The sequence below is a fragment of the Ruegeria sp. PrR005 genome, assembly GCF_010500245.1.
Taxonomy (GTDB): Bacteria; Pseudomonadota; Alphaproteobacteria; order Rhodobacterales; family Rhodobacteraceae; genus Ruegeria_B; species Ruegeria_B marisflavi.
Genome location: NZ_JAAGOX010000011.1, coordinates 165,177 through 179,667 on the forward strand (window position 1 = coordinate 165,177; position 14,491 = coordinate 179,667).

Consider the following 14,491-nt stretch of genomic DNA (forward strand, 5'->3'; position numbering starts at 1 on the left):
AAATTCGTGTGCAACCGTATGCCGGTTCCAATTAGAACGAAAGTTTCCGATAGGCAACAATTCGGTAAATCTATTTGACCAATTACCAAGGTGTATTCTCTACTCCGCCCACGGGGCGACCACGTCCGGGACAGGCGCATGGCTTGCGCCCCCTTCGCGTTCTTCCTAACGTCGCGAACAATCCGTTACAGACCGAGGTTCCAATGCGCGATGCCGCCCCCGCCACCATCTATCTCAAAGACTACGCCCCATTCGGTTTTGTGGCGGACTCGGTTCACCTGACCTTCGACCTCGATCCGCATCGGACCCGGGTCAGCGCGCGGATCGAGTTTCGCCCGAACCCCGAAACCAGCGACCGCACCTTTTTCCTGCACGGCGAAAAACTTCGCCTGATCCGGGCCGCCATCGATGGTGTCGAGGTCGAACCGGATCTCACCGATACCGGCCTGACCTGCGCCGTCCCCGACGCGCCCTTTGTCTGGGAAGCCGAGGTCGAGATCGACCCGGGCGCGAATACCGCGCTCGAAGGTCTTTATCTGTCTAACGGCATGTATTGCACCCAGTGCGAGGCCGAAGGGTTCCGCAAGATCACCTATTATCCTGACCGCCCCGATGTGATGAGCACCTTTACCGTGCGCATCAACGGCCCACACCCGGTGCTGCTGTCCAACGGTAACCCGATGGCAAGCGGCGAGGGCTTTGCAGAATGGCATGACCCATGGCCGAAACCAGCCTATCTCTTTGCGCTGGTGGCCGGGGATCTGGTCGCCCATTCCGACGGGTTCACCACCGTTTCGGGCCGCGAGGTCGATCTGAACCTCTGGGTCCGGCCGGGAGACGAGGGCAAATGCGCCTTTGGCATGGAGGCGCTGAAGAAATCCATGCGCTGGGACGAAGAGGTCTATGGCCGCGAATACGATCTGGACGTGTTCAACATCGTTGCGGTCGACGATTTCAACATGGGCGCGATGGAGAACAAGGGGCTCAACATCTTCAACTCGGCCGCCGTGCTGGCCAGCCCCGAGACCTCGACCGACGACAATTTCGAACGGATCGAGGCGATCATCGCGCATGAGTATTTCCACAACTGGACCGGCAACCGCATCACCTGCCGCGACTGGTTCCAGCTCTGCCTCAAGGAAGGGCTGACCGTGTTCCGCGATGCCCAATTCACCTCGGATATGCGCAGCGCGCCGGTCAAGCGCATCCGCGACGTGATCGAATTACGCGCCCGCCAGTTTCCCGAGGATCAGGGCCCGCTCAGCCATCCGGTGCGGCCCGAGAGCTTTCAGGAGATCAACAACTTCTACACCGCCACCGTATACGAAAAGGGTGCCGAGGTGATCGGCATGCTCAAACGGCTGGTAGGCGACCGGGCCTATGCCGAGGCGCTGGACCTCTATTTCGCCCGCCATGACGGACAGGCCTGCACCATCGAGGACTGGCTCAAGGTGTTTGAGGATGTCACGGGGCGCGACCTGTCGCAGTTCAAGCGCTGGTACAGCCAGGCCGGAACGCCGCGCATCATGGTCGAGGAAGACTGGCAGGGCGGCACCTATACCCTGACCCTGTCGCAAACGACGCCGTCCACCCCAGGCCAGCCCGACAAGCTGCCGCAGGTGATCCCGGTCGCGGTGGGTCTTCTGGGGCCGAATGGCGACGAGGTGCGGCCAACCCAGGTGCTGGAATTCGCGCGTGCGCGCCAGAGTTTCACTTTCGACGGGCTGGCCGCCCGCCCGGTACCGTCGATCCTGCGCGAATTCTCGGCCCCCGTGGTACTGGAACGCGAAACCACCGCCGCCGAACGGGCCTTTCTTTTGGCCCATGACACCGATCCCTTCAACCGCTGGGAAGCGGGCCGCACCCTGGCCGAGGAATGCCTGCTGGCGATGATCACCAAAGGGGCCGCGCCGGATGCCGACTACCTGAACGGTCTGCTGGCGGTGGTGCGGGACGACACGCTGGACCCGGCCTATCGCGCGCTCATGCTCGGCCTGCCCAGCCAGTCGGAAATGGCCGCAACCCTGCACCGGTGCGGCGTGACCCCGGACCCGCAGGCGATCTGGGACGCGACCGATACGCTGCGCCAGTCCACCGCCCAGCACTTTCAGGACCTGCTGCCGCGCCTGCGCGCGGAAACGCAGGTGGATCAGCCCTTTGCCCCGGATGCCGAGCAATCGGGCAAGCGCGCGCTTGGTGGCGCGGCGCTGGCTCTGCTCACGCGCCTCGACGGTGGCGCGCAGGCGACAAACGACTATGGCCGGGCCGATAACATGACCCTGCAACTTTCGGCCCTGTCCTGCCTGCTCAAGGCGGGCAAGGGACAGGCGGAACTGGCAGCCTTCTATGACCAATGGCAGCATGACCGGCTGGTGATCGACAAGTGGTTCGGGTTGCAGGTCGGTCTTTCTGCCCCGGAAAAAGTGGCGGAAACCGCACGTGCCCTGACCGGGCACGCGGATTTCAACTGGAAAAACCCCAACCGGTTCCGCGCCCTGTTTGGCCCGCTGGCCATGCATCACGCGGGCTTCCATTTTACCGGTGGTGCCGCCTACGAGCTGCTGGCCGATTGGCTGATCCGGCTCGACCCGGTGAACCCGCAGACCACGGCGCGCATGTGTTCCGCCTTCCAGACCTGGCGGCGGTACGATGCAGGCCGGCAGTCGCTGATCGGGGGCCAGCTCGACCGCATCCTCGCCCAACCCGGCCTGAGCCGCGACACAACCGAAATGCTGACCCGCATCAAAGGAGCCTGAGCCATGCGCAAGACCCTTCTCATCACCGGCGCCAGCGCCGGTATCGGCGCCGCGACCGCCCGTCTGGCCGCCGCCCGCGGCTATGATCTGGCGCTGAACTATCGCAGCGACCACGCCGGCGCCGAGGCCGTGGCCGAAGCCGCGCGCGCGGCCGGTGCGCAGGTCATCCTCTGCCCCGCCGATGTCGCCGACCCCGAGCAGATCGAGCAGTTGTACGCCGCCGTCGATGCGACCTTTCCGCGACTCGATGCGCTGGTCAACAACGCCGGGATCGTCGACATGACGGCCAAGGTCACCGACCTGACCCATTCCCGCCTGCGTCGCATGTTCGACGTCAACGTGATCGGGGCCATCCTGGTCGCCAAAGAGGCTGTTCTGCGCATGCAGGCCCATGATCAGGGCGGCGCCATCGTCAACATTTCCTCAGCCGCCGCGCGGCTGGGCTCGGCCAATCAATACGTGGATTATGCCGCCTCCAAGGCCGCAATCGACACGTTCACCAAGGGATTGGGCGACGAGGTTGCCGGCCAGAACATCCGCGTGAACGCCATCCGGCCCGGCCTGATCGAAACCGAGTTGCACGGCAAGGGCGGCGAGGCGGACCGGGCCCAGCGTCTGGCCCATATGGTACCGATGAAACGCACCGGATCGGCAGAGGAAGTCGCCGAGGCTATCCTGTACCTCTTGTCGGATGCGGCCTCCTACATCACCTCGACCACGCTCGACGTCACCGGCGGACGGTGACCGCGCCCATCCGATACGTTCGCCATGCCCGCAGCCCCCGCAATATCGCTATCGTCTTTGCGGTCTGGGCGGGGCTGGCGGCGCTTGTTCTGCTGTTCGACGCGGCCTGGAGGCTGATGGCGATTTTTGTCCTGCCCACCCTGCCCCTGATCTGGGAGATCGCCAGCGACCGCCAGTCCGGGCTTGAGATGGACGACACCCGTCTCAACTGGTTCTCCGGTCGCATGAGCGGCACCACCGATCTGAACGAGATCGAACAGATCCGCATGGATACCCGCTGGGATTTCTCGGTTCGCACCACGCTGTGCCTCAGATCGGGCCAGCGCGTGCGTCTGCCCCAGGAATGCACTCCGCCCCATCGCGCTTTCGAGGAGGTGTTGAAAGAGCGGGGGCTGGCCGTCATTCGGCACCATTTCGCTCGCTTCTAGCGGATTGATGCCGAGACAACGGCAATCCCCGAGAGTGCCCCAAAACTTGACCTGAAACACCCAGACTGGGCCATGTTTGTGCCGCAAATCAGCATCACCCTGACGACATCAACAACACTAAGGCTGGTCGTTAAAAAGTATGCTGCACCTTGCTCGCACCTTTCTGAGTACCCTGCCGAACCTGGCCGCGCGTCGTTCCCGTCGCGCGGCCAATTTTTCGGCATCCCCGGTCGCAGCCGAGATGGGCCGCCTGGAGGATTCGCTGTCCATTCCGATCGCCGATCACAGCCGCGACGAGAATGAATGCCGCGAGGCCCGCATGCGGGGCCAGTTTCTGGCCAGACAGGACCGCTGGACCGAGTTGAGCGCTGAAATCCGCGCGGCGGATAAGGAACGTGCCCGTACCAGCGGCGGAACCCCGATCGCCGATCTTCTGGCCTTTGGCGCGCGCTGCGATGTGGTCAGCGCCCTCGAAGAGGCGTTGGAAGACAACGGCCGCAAGTCGGATGTGCCCCTGACCGCCGGTATTCGCGGGCTCGAATTCGTACTCCAGGATCATCCCACCGACCCCTATATCTCGCTGATCGTCGCTCTAGCTCACATCGACATGGCATGGATCTGGAGAGGACCTGTCCGGGACACTATCATTCCCAAATTGAACAAACAGAAATGTGCGGCCCATTTCGACCGCGCAGGCACCATCCTTGCGCGCTGGTGCAGCCTGGAATTGAACAGTCCGATCCTTCAGGCGGCCTGTTGCTCGATGCTGGCCGGCCGCAGGGAACAGGAGAGGTATGTCGCGGATTGTTACGAGGATCTGATCGACCTCGACCCGCGGAACCCGCGTCACATGCGGGCCTTGGGCAACCACCTGCTGCCGCGCTGGTTCGGGTCGTACCAGGATCTGGAGCTCGAAGCGCGCCGCACTGCCGCACGGACCCAGGATATCTGGGGCGCAGGAGGGTACACCTGGGTCTGTTTTGACGCCATCGCATTGGACGAAAACGCCTGTGCCCGGGTCGACGTCGACTTCTTTGTCGACGGGCTGCGCGATATCGTCGCCGCCCGACCCGAGCAGGAGATGGTCAACCTTCTGGCCGCCTATTGCGCGGTGACGCTGCGCGCGGGCTTCGGCCTGAGCGAGGATGCCGATATGCCCCGGGTCCGGATCTGCCAGGCGACGGAATGGCTTATCCGCGATCATCTGACCGAGGTACACCCCTTGATCTGGGCCCATGCCGCCGACGGGTTCGCGAACAACATGAGGGTGACTTCCCCCGGTCGCTTTGCGGCACGGGGACGGGCCGACGCGCTGCACGCGATCGCCGACCTTTTCCGCGACGAGATCCGGCGCGGCAACCGCGTGGTGTTTACCCCGGATGGCCCGCAACTGCACGGAATCTGAACGCCAGCGGTCTCACAGACACTGCAAGAAATCGCGGTGGGCAGGCCGCCAGCCCACCGCGGCCAGCCGGGGCGCGGCCAGTCTCTGATCCAGCATCGGCCCAAATGCGCTGTTGCCGTGGCGTGCCAGGGCCTCGGCCCGGTCCAGCACCCGGATGCGCGCATCCGGTGCGGCCACAGCGCGCGCGATCTCGCCCACCGGGCGACCCGGTTCGGCGGTCGCGAGGAAATGGCCACCCTGCCCCGGCAACCCGGCCAGCAGCAGATAGGCCTGTGCCAGATCATCGGCATGCACCAGCGGCCAGCGGATCGCCGGATCGCCCAGGATCTCGACATCGGGCGCACGGAACCGCGCCAGCATGCCGCCGCCGTCGCTGTCATAGACCGCGCCGGGATGCAGCACCGCCAGATCGACAGCATTGCTCGCGTCCAGCATCGCAACGGTGTCGAGCATCCAGCCCCAGGGCGTGGCGGGGTCAAACGGCGCGGTTTCATCCCTGACCTGCCCGCCGGTATCGCCGTAAAGCCATATGCCGCCTGTATAAATCAGGCGCGGGCGCTCTCCGGTATCACGCGCGGCCATCACCAGCGCCTCCATCGCGACGCGGTCGACCGCGCCCATATCCGGGCCGAATGTGGCCGCGGCATGGATGATGGCATCCTCCGCCACCGCCTCTGCCGCCCAAACCTCGGGCAAACGCAGATCACCGCGACAGACCTGCCCTCCGTCACGCTCGACCTGTGTGGCCGCTTGGTCGGACCGGGCCAGCCCGGTCACCTGATGCCCCGCCGCGACGCCAGCGCGCAGAACCGCGCGCCCGACCAGCCCACTGGCCCCTGTCACAAACAGCCTCATTTCCGTGCCTCCCATCTGGATTCGCTCCAACTTGCCGCCTCAACCATGGTTGAGATCAACCCCCTTTCCCCTTGCCCCCTTGCCCAACGCCGCCTGCGGGCCTAGAAGGCGGCTTGTACCAAGCGGACAAGAGGCACACCCATGCTGGACCTGACCTTCGAGACCCCCAAACCCAAGACCATCGCCGGCGCCAAGCACGACTGGGAGCTGGTGATCGGCATGGAGGTGCACGCTCAGGTCGCGTCGCAGGCGAAACTGTTCTCGGGCGCCTCGACCGCCTTTGGCGCCGAGCCCAATTCCAACGTCTCGTTCGTGGATGCGGCGATGCCGGGCATGCTGCCGGTGATCAACGAATTCTGCGTCGAACAGGCGGTGCGCACCGGGCTGGGGCTGAAGGCAGAGATCAACCTGAAATCCGCCTTTGACCGCAAGAACTATTTCTATCCCGACCTGCCGCAGGGATACCAGATTTCCCAGCTTTATCAACCGATTGTCGGTGAAGGCGAAGTGCTGGTCGAGATGGGCGACGGCACCGCGCGCCGGGTCCGGATCGAGCGCATCCACATGGAGCAGGACGCGGGCAAGTCGATCCATGACATGGATCCCAACATGTCCTTTGTCGACCTGAACCGGACCGGTGTCTGCCTGATGGAGATCGTCAGCCGCCCCGATATCCGTGGCCCCGAAGAGGCCGCCGCCTATATCGCCAAACTGCGCCAGATTCTGCGCTATCTGGGCACCTGCGACGGCAACATGCAGAACGGCAACCTGCGGGCCGATGTGAACGTGTCGATCTGCCGCCCGGGCGCCTATGAGAAGTATCAGGAAACACAGGACTTTTCGCACCTCGGCACGCGCTGCGAGATCAAGAACATGAACTCGATGCGGTTCATCCAGGCGGCCATCGAATACGAGGCGCGACGCCAGATCGCCATTGTCGAAGCGGGCGGCAAGGTGGATCAGGAAACCCGGCTCTATGATCCGGACAAGAACGAGACCCGCTCGATGCGGTCCAAGGAAGAGGCGCATGATTACCGCTACTTCCCCGATCCCGACTTGTTGCCGCTGGAGATCGAGCAGGCCTGGGTCGACGATATCGCGGCCAGCCTCCCGGAACTGCCAGACGACAAAAAGGCGCGTTTCATCAAGGACTTCGGCCTGACCGACTATGACGCCTCGGTGCTGACCGCCGAGGTGGAATCGGCCGCTTATTTCGAGGAAGTGGCCAAGGGGCGCAACGGCAAGCTGGCGGCCAACTGGGTCATCAACGAGCTGTTCGGACGGTTGAAGAAAGAAGACCACGACATCACCGACAGCCCGGTCAGCCCGGTGCAGTTGGGTGGTATCATCGACCTGATCGCATCCGACGCAATCTCGGGCAAGATCGCCAAGGATCTGTTCGAAATCGTCTATACCGAAGGCGGCGATCCTGCTGAAATCGTTGAGAAACGCGGCATGAAACAGGTCACCGACACCGGCGCAATCGAGGCCGCATTGGACGAGATCATCGCCGCCAACCCGGCGCAGGTGGAAAAGGCCAAGGTGAACCCGAAACTGGCGGGCTGGTTCGTGGGTCAGGTGATGAAGGCGACCGGTGGCAAGGCCAATCCCAAGGCGGTCAACGATCTGGTCGCGGCCAAGCTGGGCCTGTGATCTGTACCGGGTTTTGACCGTTTTGTACCCGGCCCAAACCCCGGATTGACCGTTTTGTACCGGAGATCAAGGGCGCTCTCGGGCGCCCTTTTCAATCGCAAGCGGCGGACCTCTGCCAGCCATGAAACGCAAAAGGCGGCACCCGGCCGCCCAATCGTTGCAAGGGCGCAAGCCTGAGCACAGTGCCCCCGACCGACCCTCTGGCCAATGCGCCCCGAGCTTGGTTATAAGCGGCGCACGTCATCCGAGAGGCTTCTGCATGATCCGCTATGAATACAAGGTCGTTCCCGCCCCCGCCCGCGGCACCAAGGCCAAGGGGGTCAAGACGCCCGAGGGGCGGTTCTCGCTGTCGGTGGAAAGCCTCCTGAACCAGATGGGCGCCGAGGGCTGGGAGTATCAGCGCGCCGAGCTGTTGCCGAGCGAGGAGCGGACCGGGCTGACCGGATCTGTCACCAAGTGGCGCAATGTGCTGGTGTTTCGCCGGGCGCTGGCCGAGGGCGCGGTCGCCCCGGTGGTCGAGGTTGAGGCCGAAGCTGAGTCGACGGCCAAACCCGAAACCCCGGAGCAGGAAAAGGCGGATGACGGCACCCCACGCGCCCGCCCGATCCCCGGCCCGGATGCGATGAAGGAGCAGTTGCGGGCGCCTGCCCCGATCTCCTCTCCGGTGAAGGACCCGCCGCTGCGGGTGGTCAAGTCGGAGACCGACGAGGACTGACCCCGCGCCTCATGTACCGATGTCGAGCGCCAGCGCATGGATGCGCGGCACGATGTCGCCCAGCGCCGCATGTACCGCCCGGTGCCGCGCCACCCGGCCCATTCCGGCAAATGCGGCGGCGCGGATATGGACCGAGAAATGGCTTTCGCCGCCTTCCCTGTAGCCCGCATGGCCGCGATGGCGTTCGCTGTCGTCGCTGATTTCCAGTTCTGTGGGGGCAAAGGCGGCCTGAAGGCGCGCGCGCATCTCCTCGGTGATGGGCATGTGCGGCATAACTCCTCTTTTGGTCTGGTCCTGTGCTGTTTTCCGCCCGGCGCCGGATATTTTTACCGCCGCCCTCTTCTATCTGTCGGCACATAGACTAAACTCCTGCCTCCGAGTCGAGAAGCATCAGCGAAAGGGCCCGAGATGAGCAAGCCAGATCCGTTCGGATTCGATATGTCCGTCTCTTCCGCAAAGAAGAAGAACCCGCGGGGACGGCGGGGCATGTCGGGCGCATCCGAAACCTCGGTCCGGGTCTGCGAGCACGAGGGCTGCACCGAGGCGGGCAAGTTCCGCGCGCCCAAGGCCCCGGATGTGCTGGACGACTATTTCTGGTTCTGCCAGCAGCATGTGCGCGAGTATAACCAGAAGTGGAACTTCTTCGACGGCACCACCGAGGCCGAGATGAACGCGCAGATGTCCAAGGACAAGGTCTGGGAGCGCAAGACCCGGCCGATGGGCGACCCCGAGGCGCGCGCCTGGGCGCGGCTGGGGATCGAGGACCCGCATCAGGTGCTGGGCGCCAACGCAACGCAGAACCCCGGCCGGGCGGCGGCGGGCGGCCGCAAGCTGCCGCCGACCGAACGGCGCGCGATCGAGATCCTGGAGGCCAAGGACAGCTGGACCAAGGCCGAGGTGCGGGGTGCGTACAAGAAGCTGATCAAGGTGCTTCACCCGGACATGAACGGCGGCGACCGCAGCCAGGAAGACCAGTTGCAGGAAGTGGTCTGGGCCTGGGACCAGATCAAGGACAGCCGCAACTTCAAGTGAGGGGCGGCGGGGGCGAGGCGGCCTTGGCGAGGGACGCAGGCACGCGGCCCGCAATCGACAGGTTGCTCAGGGGGGTTGCGACCGATCACGTGGAAACCCTGCGCGATGCTTGGCGGGATCTGCTGCGCGACGGCGATGGGTCGGTCGACCTTGTACGGCAAAAACTGGCGTCAGGCGCATGGGCGGAAAACCCAAGGGGGCCGCTGGCACGGTATTTTGGCGTGTTGCTTGCACTGTTGGACGAGCTGGATCGCGCGGCGTTTGCACAGGAGGTGCAGCGCCTGCGCAAGGCAAGGCTGCACCCGGCCCATGCGGCCACCCTGGACGTTCTGGCGCGGCGGGTTCTGGACAAGCCCGTCGCCTTTGCCGCCGAGGGTGTCCCCATTTATGTCGCTTCCGAGATCGCCGGCAGGACTGTGGTCGCCGCGAAGGTTCAGAAATGGAGCCGCACGCGGACGCTATCCCTTGCCAATGTGACCCGGATAGATGTCATCTCGCAGCGGGAGGACATGGACTATCTCGGGCGGTACAACCTGTTCTTTTCGGGGATCGTTCTGGCATGGCCAAAGGCGCCGTTGCGCGGGGTTTGGCGCTGGCTGCGGGATCTACAGGTCGAGCACACATTCTACCACGAGGTCGGGCACCATACCTGCGGCCATATCGAGGGCGGGCAGGTGGCGGCGCAGGAGCGGGAAGCGGACGCCTATGCGCGGTCCATGCTGCGCCTTTCGAGACCTGTGTTCATGCGGGTGGGTCCGGTGCTTTTCTGGCCGTTCAAAGCCGTGCTTGGGCGTCGGAAAGGAACGCCGGGAAACCGGCCGTGACCCAAAGCTGCCCCCGGCCGGGCCTGACCTTGGCCGGGGATTGCGTATTACTGAACAGAAAAAAGCTCGGGAGCCGTGCGCCGGTCAGTCGGCGGCTGCGGGTAGATACGAAGTGCAGGCCATTGCAGCCGCGCGACTGTGATCAGGGGCGGAGCGAGGGGGCTGTCTGCACCCTCGCGCTCCCCCGAGAGTATTTCTGACCAGAAAGAAGCAGGGCGCGGGATCAGCTGCGGATGTAGCGGGTCATGTCGCCCGGATCCGGGTGGTAATCCCATTCGGTGCCGTTTGTCGCCATGGCGGCGTTGACCACCTGTTTCTGCGCCAGCCGCTCCCAGATCTCCCGCTCGATGGCGTCGACGTCGAAGCGGTCGGAGATGACGGCGGCGAGCTCGGCCTCGATCGTGGCTGCTTCTGGCGTTCCGGCCAGGTTCTCCCATTCGCCGGGATCGACATCCAGATTGAAGAGCTGCGGGTCTGAGCGGTGGCAGTAGAGGTATTTCCAAGGGCCTTTGCGGATCATGAAACTGGGGCGCATGATGCCTTCGCCGTGGTATTCCGAGATCACCGGCACCTCGCCCAGCGCCTCGCCGCGCAGGGCGGGCATCAGCGAGCGGCCCTCCATCGGGCGGGCGGGGGTGGCGCCGACCAGATCGAGGAAGGTGGCGGGCAGGTCGATCAGCGACACCGGCGTGTCGACGCGGCGGTGCCCCGCACCGGGATATTCGACGATCAGCGGGATGCGGGCGGACCATTCATAGTGGCTGCGTTTCTGGATCAGGCCCTTTTCGCCCAGCATCTCGCCATGGTCCGAGGTCAGGATCACCATCGTGGTGTCGCGCAGGCCCTGCTCGTCGAGTACATCCAGCAGTTCGCCCAGCTTGTCGTCGATGTAATGGGCAAGCGCGGCAAAGCCGCGCCGCATGGCCAGCAGGTCCGTTTCGTTGCGGATGCTCTTGCGGTCGAGCCCGTACCAGCGCAGGAAGGCGCGGTCGAAGTCGGAATAGCGCGCGTCCATGTCCGCCGGGTAGTGCGGCAGCGGCAGGTCGGCGTTCTTGTACATCTCCCAGTATTTGCGCGGCACGATATAGGGCGGGTGCGGGTTGGTGTAGGAGACCGTGAGCATGAACGGGCGGTCAGGCGCGTGGCGCAGGTATTCCAGCGCGCGGAAATGGGTTTCCTCGTCATATTGCAGCTCGGCGCTCCACCCCGCGCCGATGTTCCGGGCCTGGTACTGGGGGGCGAAGTCGAAGGCCATCGCCGTGGGGTCGTTTTCATCGAGAAGCGGGTAAGACCAGAGGAAGCCCGAGGGGTAGATGTCGGTGTTGAGGCGGCGGCGGAAGCCGTGCAGCTGGTCGGCGCCGATGAAATGCATCTTGCCCGAGAGCACGGTGTCGTAGCCCGCATTGGTCAGGTAATGGGCGAAGGTCGGGATGAAGCTGTGATAGGGGTCGCCATTGTCGTAGCAGCCGGTGGTCGAGGTATGCAGCCCGGTCATGAAACACGACCGTGCGGGCACGCAGATCGGGCTGGGCGTATAGGCGGTGGTGAAATTCACCGCCCGGTCGGCCAGCGCCTTCATGTGTCTGGTGCGCGCGATCGGGTGACCGCAGGCTTCGAGCATGAAGGGGGTCATCTGGTCGGCCATGACCACAAGGATGTTCGGGGGGCGCTGTGACATGATGGGCCGTGTCCTGTGCAAGGGCATTGCTGGAACGCTAAGGGCGGCGCGCGGGCCTGTAAATCGGGAAAGGCCGGGCGGGCGGGCGGCGGGCTGGAGCATGTCTGTTACATTCGGCTGTTACCCCGGATCGCGGCCGCGACGGGAAGTGGGCGGCCAATGTTAAACCCGGTGATGGATGGTTCACGGATGATCCCCGATTTTGCCCTGATGTTGCACGATATCTCCCTGTCTCTAGCGCTTGGCGGTGCGCTGGCGCTGGCCGCTTATCTGGCGCAGAGCCTGCGCCGCCCGGACTGGGGCCTGTGGCCCGCCGCCAGGGGCTGGCGGCACCATGCCGCCTTTGGCCTGTTCCGGCTCTTTTGCGGCGCGACCGTCGTGTTTGCCCTGTCCGAGGTCTGGGTGGGTGGCTGGGGCCATTGGCTGCGCTATGCGGTTGGCGTACCGCTGATGCTGGCGGCGTTCGGCGTGACGCTGTGGGGGTACAGGTTTCTGGGCATCGACAACACCTATTGCGAGAGCGGCGGGCTGGTCACCGGCGGCATCTATGCCTATTCGCGCAACCCGCAATATGTGACCTCGGTCCTGGCCACGGTGGGCTTGGGCATTGCCAGCGGTTCGGTTCTGACCCTGGTCCTGGCAGGCGGACTGTTCGCGCTCTATTTCCTGTTCGTGCTGAACGAGGAGCGCTGGTTGCTCGACGGCTATGGGACCGCGTTCCGCGACTATATGGCCATAACGCCCCGGTTCCTGGACGGGCGCAGCCTGGACCGGATGCGGGACGCCCTACTGGACTGACCAAAGCCCGCAAAGACGAAGGGCGCGGCCTGGTGGCCGCGCCCCTTTGACATTGTCAAGGATCGAGCGCCTTAGCCGCCCTGGTTGGTTTGCAGGGTCTTGAGCACCTGGTCGATGGAGAAGCTCGCCGGTTCCTGACGCGGCGGGAAGTCCTTGAACGTGCCAAGGAACTGCGCCACGAAGGCCTGTGCGGGCACCAGCAGATAGGCCCGTTCCAGCCGCCATTGCGAATAGCCGATGGATTCGTGTTCGGCTCGCTCGAACGGATCGGAGTAGAGGTTCATCACCTTGGGCAGCCGCAGGAAGGTCAGCGGTTCTTGCCAGACGTCGAACCCATGGGCGCGCTGTTCGGCAAAGACCACCTTCCACTGGTCATAGCGCATGTTCACCAGATCGCCGCCGTCGGAGAAATAGAAGAACTCGCGCCGCGGCCCCTTGTCGGCCTCGCCGCGGAAGTAGGGCATGAAGTCGTAGCCGTCGAGATGCACCGGTTCGTTGCCCTCGCCGAACGGGGCCTCGGTCAGCATCCGCTCTTTCATGTCGCCATCGCCCAGCGCCGACATGAAGGTCGGGAACCAGTCGAGGTGGCTGATGATCTGGTTCGACTTGCGCCCCGGCTCGATCACGCCGGGCCATTTGATCATCATGGGCACGCGGTAGCCGCCTTCCCAGTTGTCGTTCTTTTCGCCGCGGAACGGCGTGGTGCCGCCATCGGGCCAGGAGAAGACCTCGGCGCCGTTGTCGGTGGAGTACATCACCACCGTATTGTCGGCGATGCCCAGTTCCTCGAGCTTGTCGAGCATCTGGCCAACCATCTTGTCATGTTCGACCATGCCATCGGGATAGGTACCCAGCCCGGTGACGCCTTTGCTCTCTTCCTTGAGATGGGTGAAGATGTGCATCCGGGTGGTGTTGTACCACAGGAAGAACGGCTTTTCCTCGTCATGCGCGCGCTGCATGAAGTCGAGCGCGCCTGCGGTGACCTCTTCGTCGATGGTCTCCATCCGCTTCTTGGTCAGCGGGCCGGTGTCTTCGATCGTGCCGTCGACATTGGACTTGATCACGCCGCGCGGGCCGAATTTTTCCTTGAACGCGGGATCCTTGGGATAGTCCTCGTTCTCGGGCTCTTCCTCGGCGTTGAGGTGGTAGAGGTTGCCGAAGAACTCATCGAACCCGTGGTTCGTGGGCAGGTGTTCGTCAAGGTCGCCCAGGTGGTTTTTGCCGTACTGGCCGGTCATGTAGCCCTTGGACCGCATGTATTCGGCGATGGTGGGATCCTTCTCGCTCATCCCCTCCTTGGCGCCGGGCAGGCCGACCTTCAACAGGCCGGTGCGGAAGCCCGACTGGCCGGTAACAAAGGAGGCGCGGCCGGCAGTGCAGGACTGTTCGCCATAGCCATGGGTGAACAGCATGCCGTCATTGGCGATGCGGTCGATATTGGGGGTCTCGTATCCCATCATGCCCTGGTTATAGGCCGAGATATTCCAATACCCGACATCGTCGCCCCAGATGATGAGAAAATTCAATGGCTTGTCTTGGGCGGCGGCGATGTTTCCGGTCATCGATATGCCCGCGCACATCAACGCAACGGACGCCGTTCCCC

Annotated in this window: 13 protein-coding genes; 9 read left to right on the plus strand and 4 right to left on the minus strand. The window is 64.1% G+C overall.

Annotated features, from left to right (window positions below):
• Positions 1 to 203: 203 nt before the first annotated feature.
• The 4 genes from pepN to G0P99_RS07360 all read left to right on the plus strand — a co-directional run bounded on the left by pepN (position 204) and on the right by G0P99_RS07360 (position 5,333).
• Positions 204 to 2,756, plus strand: coding sequence for an aminopeptidase N (gene pepN, locus G0P99_RS07345; RefSeq protein ID WP_164128736.1), 2,553 nt, complete (start codon positions 204 to 206; stop codon positions 2,754 to 2,756).
• Positions 2,757 to 2,759: 3 nt separating this feature from the next.
• Positions 2,760 to 3,500, plus strand: coding sequence for an SDR family oxidoreductase (locus tag G0P99_RS07350; RefSeq protein ID WP_164128737.1), 741 nt, complete (start codon positions 2,760 to 2,762; stop codon positions 3,498 to 3,500).
• Positions 3,497 to 3,928, plus strand: coding sequence for a hypothetical protein (locus tag G0P99_RS07355; RefSeq protein ID WP_164128738.1), 432 nt, complete (start codon positions 3,497 to 3,499; stop codon positions 3,926 to 3,928). The genes G0P99_RS07350 and G0P99_RS07355 overlap by 4 nt, the downstream gene beginning before the upstream one ends.
• Before the next feature lie 139 nt (positions 3,929 to 4,067).
• Positions 4,068 to 5,333 (plus strand): hypothetical protein, encoded by a 1,266-nt coding sequence (locus G0P99_RS07360; RefSeq protein WP_164128739.1) that lies wholly within the window; start codon positions 4,068 to 4,070, stop codon positions 5,331 to 5,333.
• 12 nt (positions 5,334 to 5,345) lie between these two features.
• On the opposite strand, the gene G0P99_RS07365 is transcribed toward G0P99_RS07360, so the two are convergent.
• On the minus strand, positions 5,346 to 6,188 hold the full coding sequence (locus tag G0P99_RS07365) for an NAD-dependent epimerase/dehydratase family protein (protein ID WP_164128740.1): 843 nt from the start codon (positions 6,186 to 6,188) through the stop codon (positions 5,346 to 5,348).
• 141 nt (positions 6,189 to 6,329) lie between these two features.
• Here G0P99_RS07365 and gatB point away from each other — a divergent pair, with 141 nt between their 5' ends.
• Together gatB and G0P99_RS07375 are read left to right on the plus strand one after the other, a co-directional pair.
• Positions 6,330 to 7,841, plus strand: a complete 1,512-nt coding sequence (gene gatB, locus G0P99_RS07370) for an Asp-tRNA(Asn)/Glu-tRNA(Gln) amidotransferase subunit GatB (RefSeq protein WP_164128741.1) — start codon at positions 6,330 to 6,332, stop codon at positions 7,839 to 7,841.
• Positions 7,842 to 8,100: 259 nt separating this feature from the next.
• Complete coding sequence (locus G0P99_RS07375; protein ID WP_164128742.1) at positions 8,101 to 8,556, plus strand: DUF4177 domain-containing protein; 456 nt, start codon at positions 8,101 to 8,103, stop codon at positions 8,554 to 8,556.
• Between the two features lie 9 nt (positions 8,557 to 8,565).
• Here G0P99_RS07375 and G0P99_RS07380 read toward each other — a convergent pair whose 3' ends face one another.
• Complete coding sequence (locus tag G0P99_RS07380) at positions 8,566 to 8,820, minus strand: BolA family transcriptional regulator (RefSeq protein ID WP_164128743.1); 255 nt, start codon at positions 8,818 to 8,820, stop codon at positions 8,566 to 8,568.
• A 144-nt stretch (positions 8,821 to 8,964) separates the two neighbouring features.
• Here G0P99_RS07380 and G0P99_RS07385 point away from each other — a divergent pair, with 144 nt between their 5' ends.
• Together G0P99_RS07385 and G0P99_RS07390 are read left to right on the plus strand one after the other, a co-directional pair.
• On the plus strand, positions 8,965 to 9,588 hold the full coding sequence (locus tag G0P99_RS07385) for a DnaJ domain-containing protein (RefSeq protein ID WP_164128744.1): 624 nt from the start codon (positions 8,965 to 8,967) through the stop codon (positions 9,586 to 9,588).
• A gap of 23 nt (positions 9,589 to 9,611) precedes the next feature.
• Positions 9,612 to 10,412, plus strand: a complete 801-nt coding sequence (locus tag G0P99_RS07390) for a hypothetical protein (protein ID WP_164128745.1) — start codon at positions 9,612 to 9,614, stop codon at positions 10,410 to 10,412.
• Positions 10,413 to 10,635: 223 nt separating this feature from the next.
• Here G0P99_RS07390 and betC read toward each other — a convergent pair whose 3' ends face one another.
• Positions 10,636 to 12,090: a choline-sulfatase gene (gene betC / locus G0P99_RS07395; protein WP_164128746.1), complete on the minus strand. Its 1,455-nt coding sequence runs from the start codon at positions 12,088 to 12,090 to the stop codon at positions 10,636 to 10,638.
• A gap of 189 nt (positions 12,091 to 12,279) precedes the next feature.
• Here betC and G0P99_RS07400 point away from each other — a divergent pair, with 189 nt between their 5' ends.
• On the plus strand, positions 12,280 to 12,888 hold the full coding sequence (locus G0P99_RS07400) for an isoprenylcysteine carboxylmethyltransferase family protein (protein WP_239059722.1): 609 nt from the start codon (positions 12,280 to 12,282) through the stop codon (positions 12,886 to 12,888).
• Positions 12,889 to 12,959: 71 nt separating this feature from the next.
• Here the strand turns inward: G0P99_RS07400 and G0P99_RS07405 are convergent, their stop codons facing one another.
• A complete protein-coding gene (locus G0P99_RS07405; protein WP_203583012.1) occupies positions 12,960 to 14,450 on the minus strand; it encodes an arylsulfatase in 1,491 nt (496 codons plus the stop codon).
• Between the last annotated feature and the right edge of the window lie 41 nt (positions 14,451 to 14,491).

Excerpts from the sequence above, each read along its gene's own strand:
- pepN (WP_164128736.1), top strand. The coding sequence starts at position 204 with ATGCGCGATGCCGCCCCCGCCACCATCTATCTCAAAGACTACGCCCCA.
- G0P99_RS07350 (WP_164128737.1), top strand. The coding sequence starts at position 2,760 with ATGCGCAAGACCCTTCTCATCACCGGCGCCAGCGCCGGTATCGGCGCC.
- G0P99_RS07360 (WP_164128739.1), top strand. The coding sequence starts at position 4,068 with ATGCTGCACCTTGCTCGCACCTTTCTGAGTACCCTGCCGAACCTGGCC.
- G0P99_RS07365 (WP_164128740.1), bottom strand. The coding sequence starts at position 6,188 with ATGAGGCTGTTTGTGACAGGGGCCAGTGGGCTGGTCGGGCGCGCGGTT.
- gatB (WP_164128741.1), top strand. The coding sequence starts at position 6,330 with ATGCTGGACCTGACCTTCGAGACCCCCAAACCCAAGACCATCGCCGGC.
- G0P99_RS07375 (WP_164128742.1), top strand. The coding sequence starts at position 8,101 with ATGATCCGCTATGAATACAAGGTCGTTCCCGCCCCCGCCCGCGGCACC.
- G0P99_RS07380 (WP_164128743.1), bottom strand. The coding sequence starts at position 8,820 with ATGCCCATCACCGAGGAGATGCGCGCGCGCCTTCAGGCCGCCTTTGCC.
- G0P99_RS07385 (WP_164128744.1), top strand. The coding sequence starts at position 8,965 with ATGAGCAAGCCAGATCCGTTCGGATTCGATATGTCCGTCTCTTCCGCA.
- betC (WP_164128746.1), bottom strand. The coding sequence starts at position 12,090 with ATGTCACAGCGCCCCCCGAACATCCTTGTGGTCATGGCCGACCAGATG.
- G0P99_RS07400 (WP_239059722.1), top strand. The coding sequence starts at position 12,280 with ATGATCCCCGATTTTGCCCTGATGTTGCACGATATCTCCCTGTCTCTA.
- G0P99_RS07405 (WP_203583012.1), bottom strand. The coding sequence starts at position 14,450 with ATGACCGGAAACATCGCCGCCGCCCAAGACAAGCCATTGAATTTTCTC.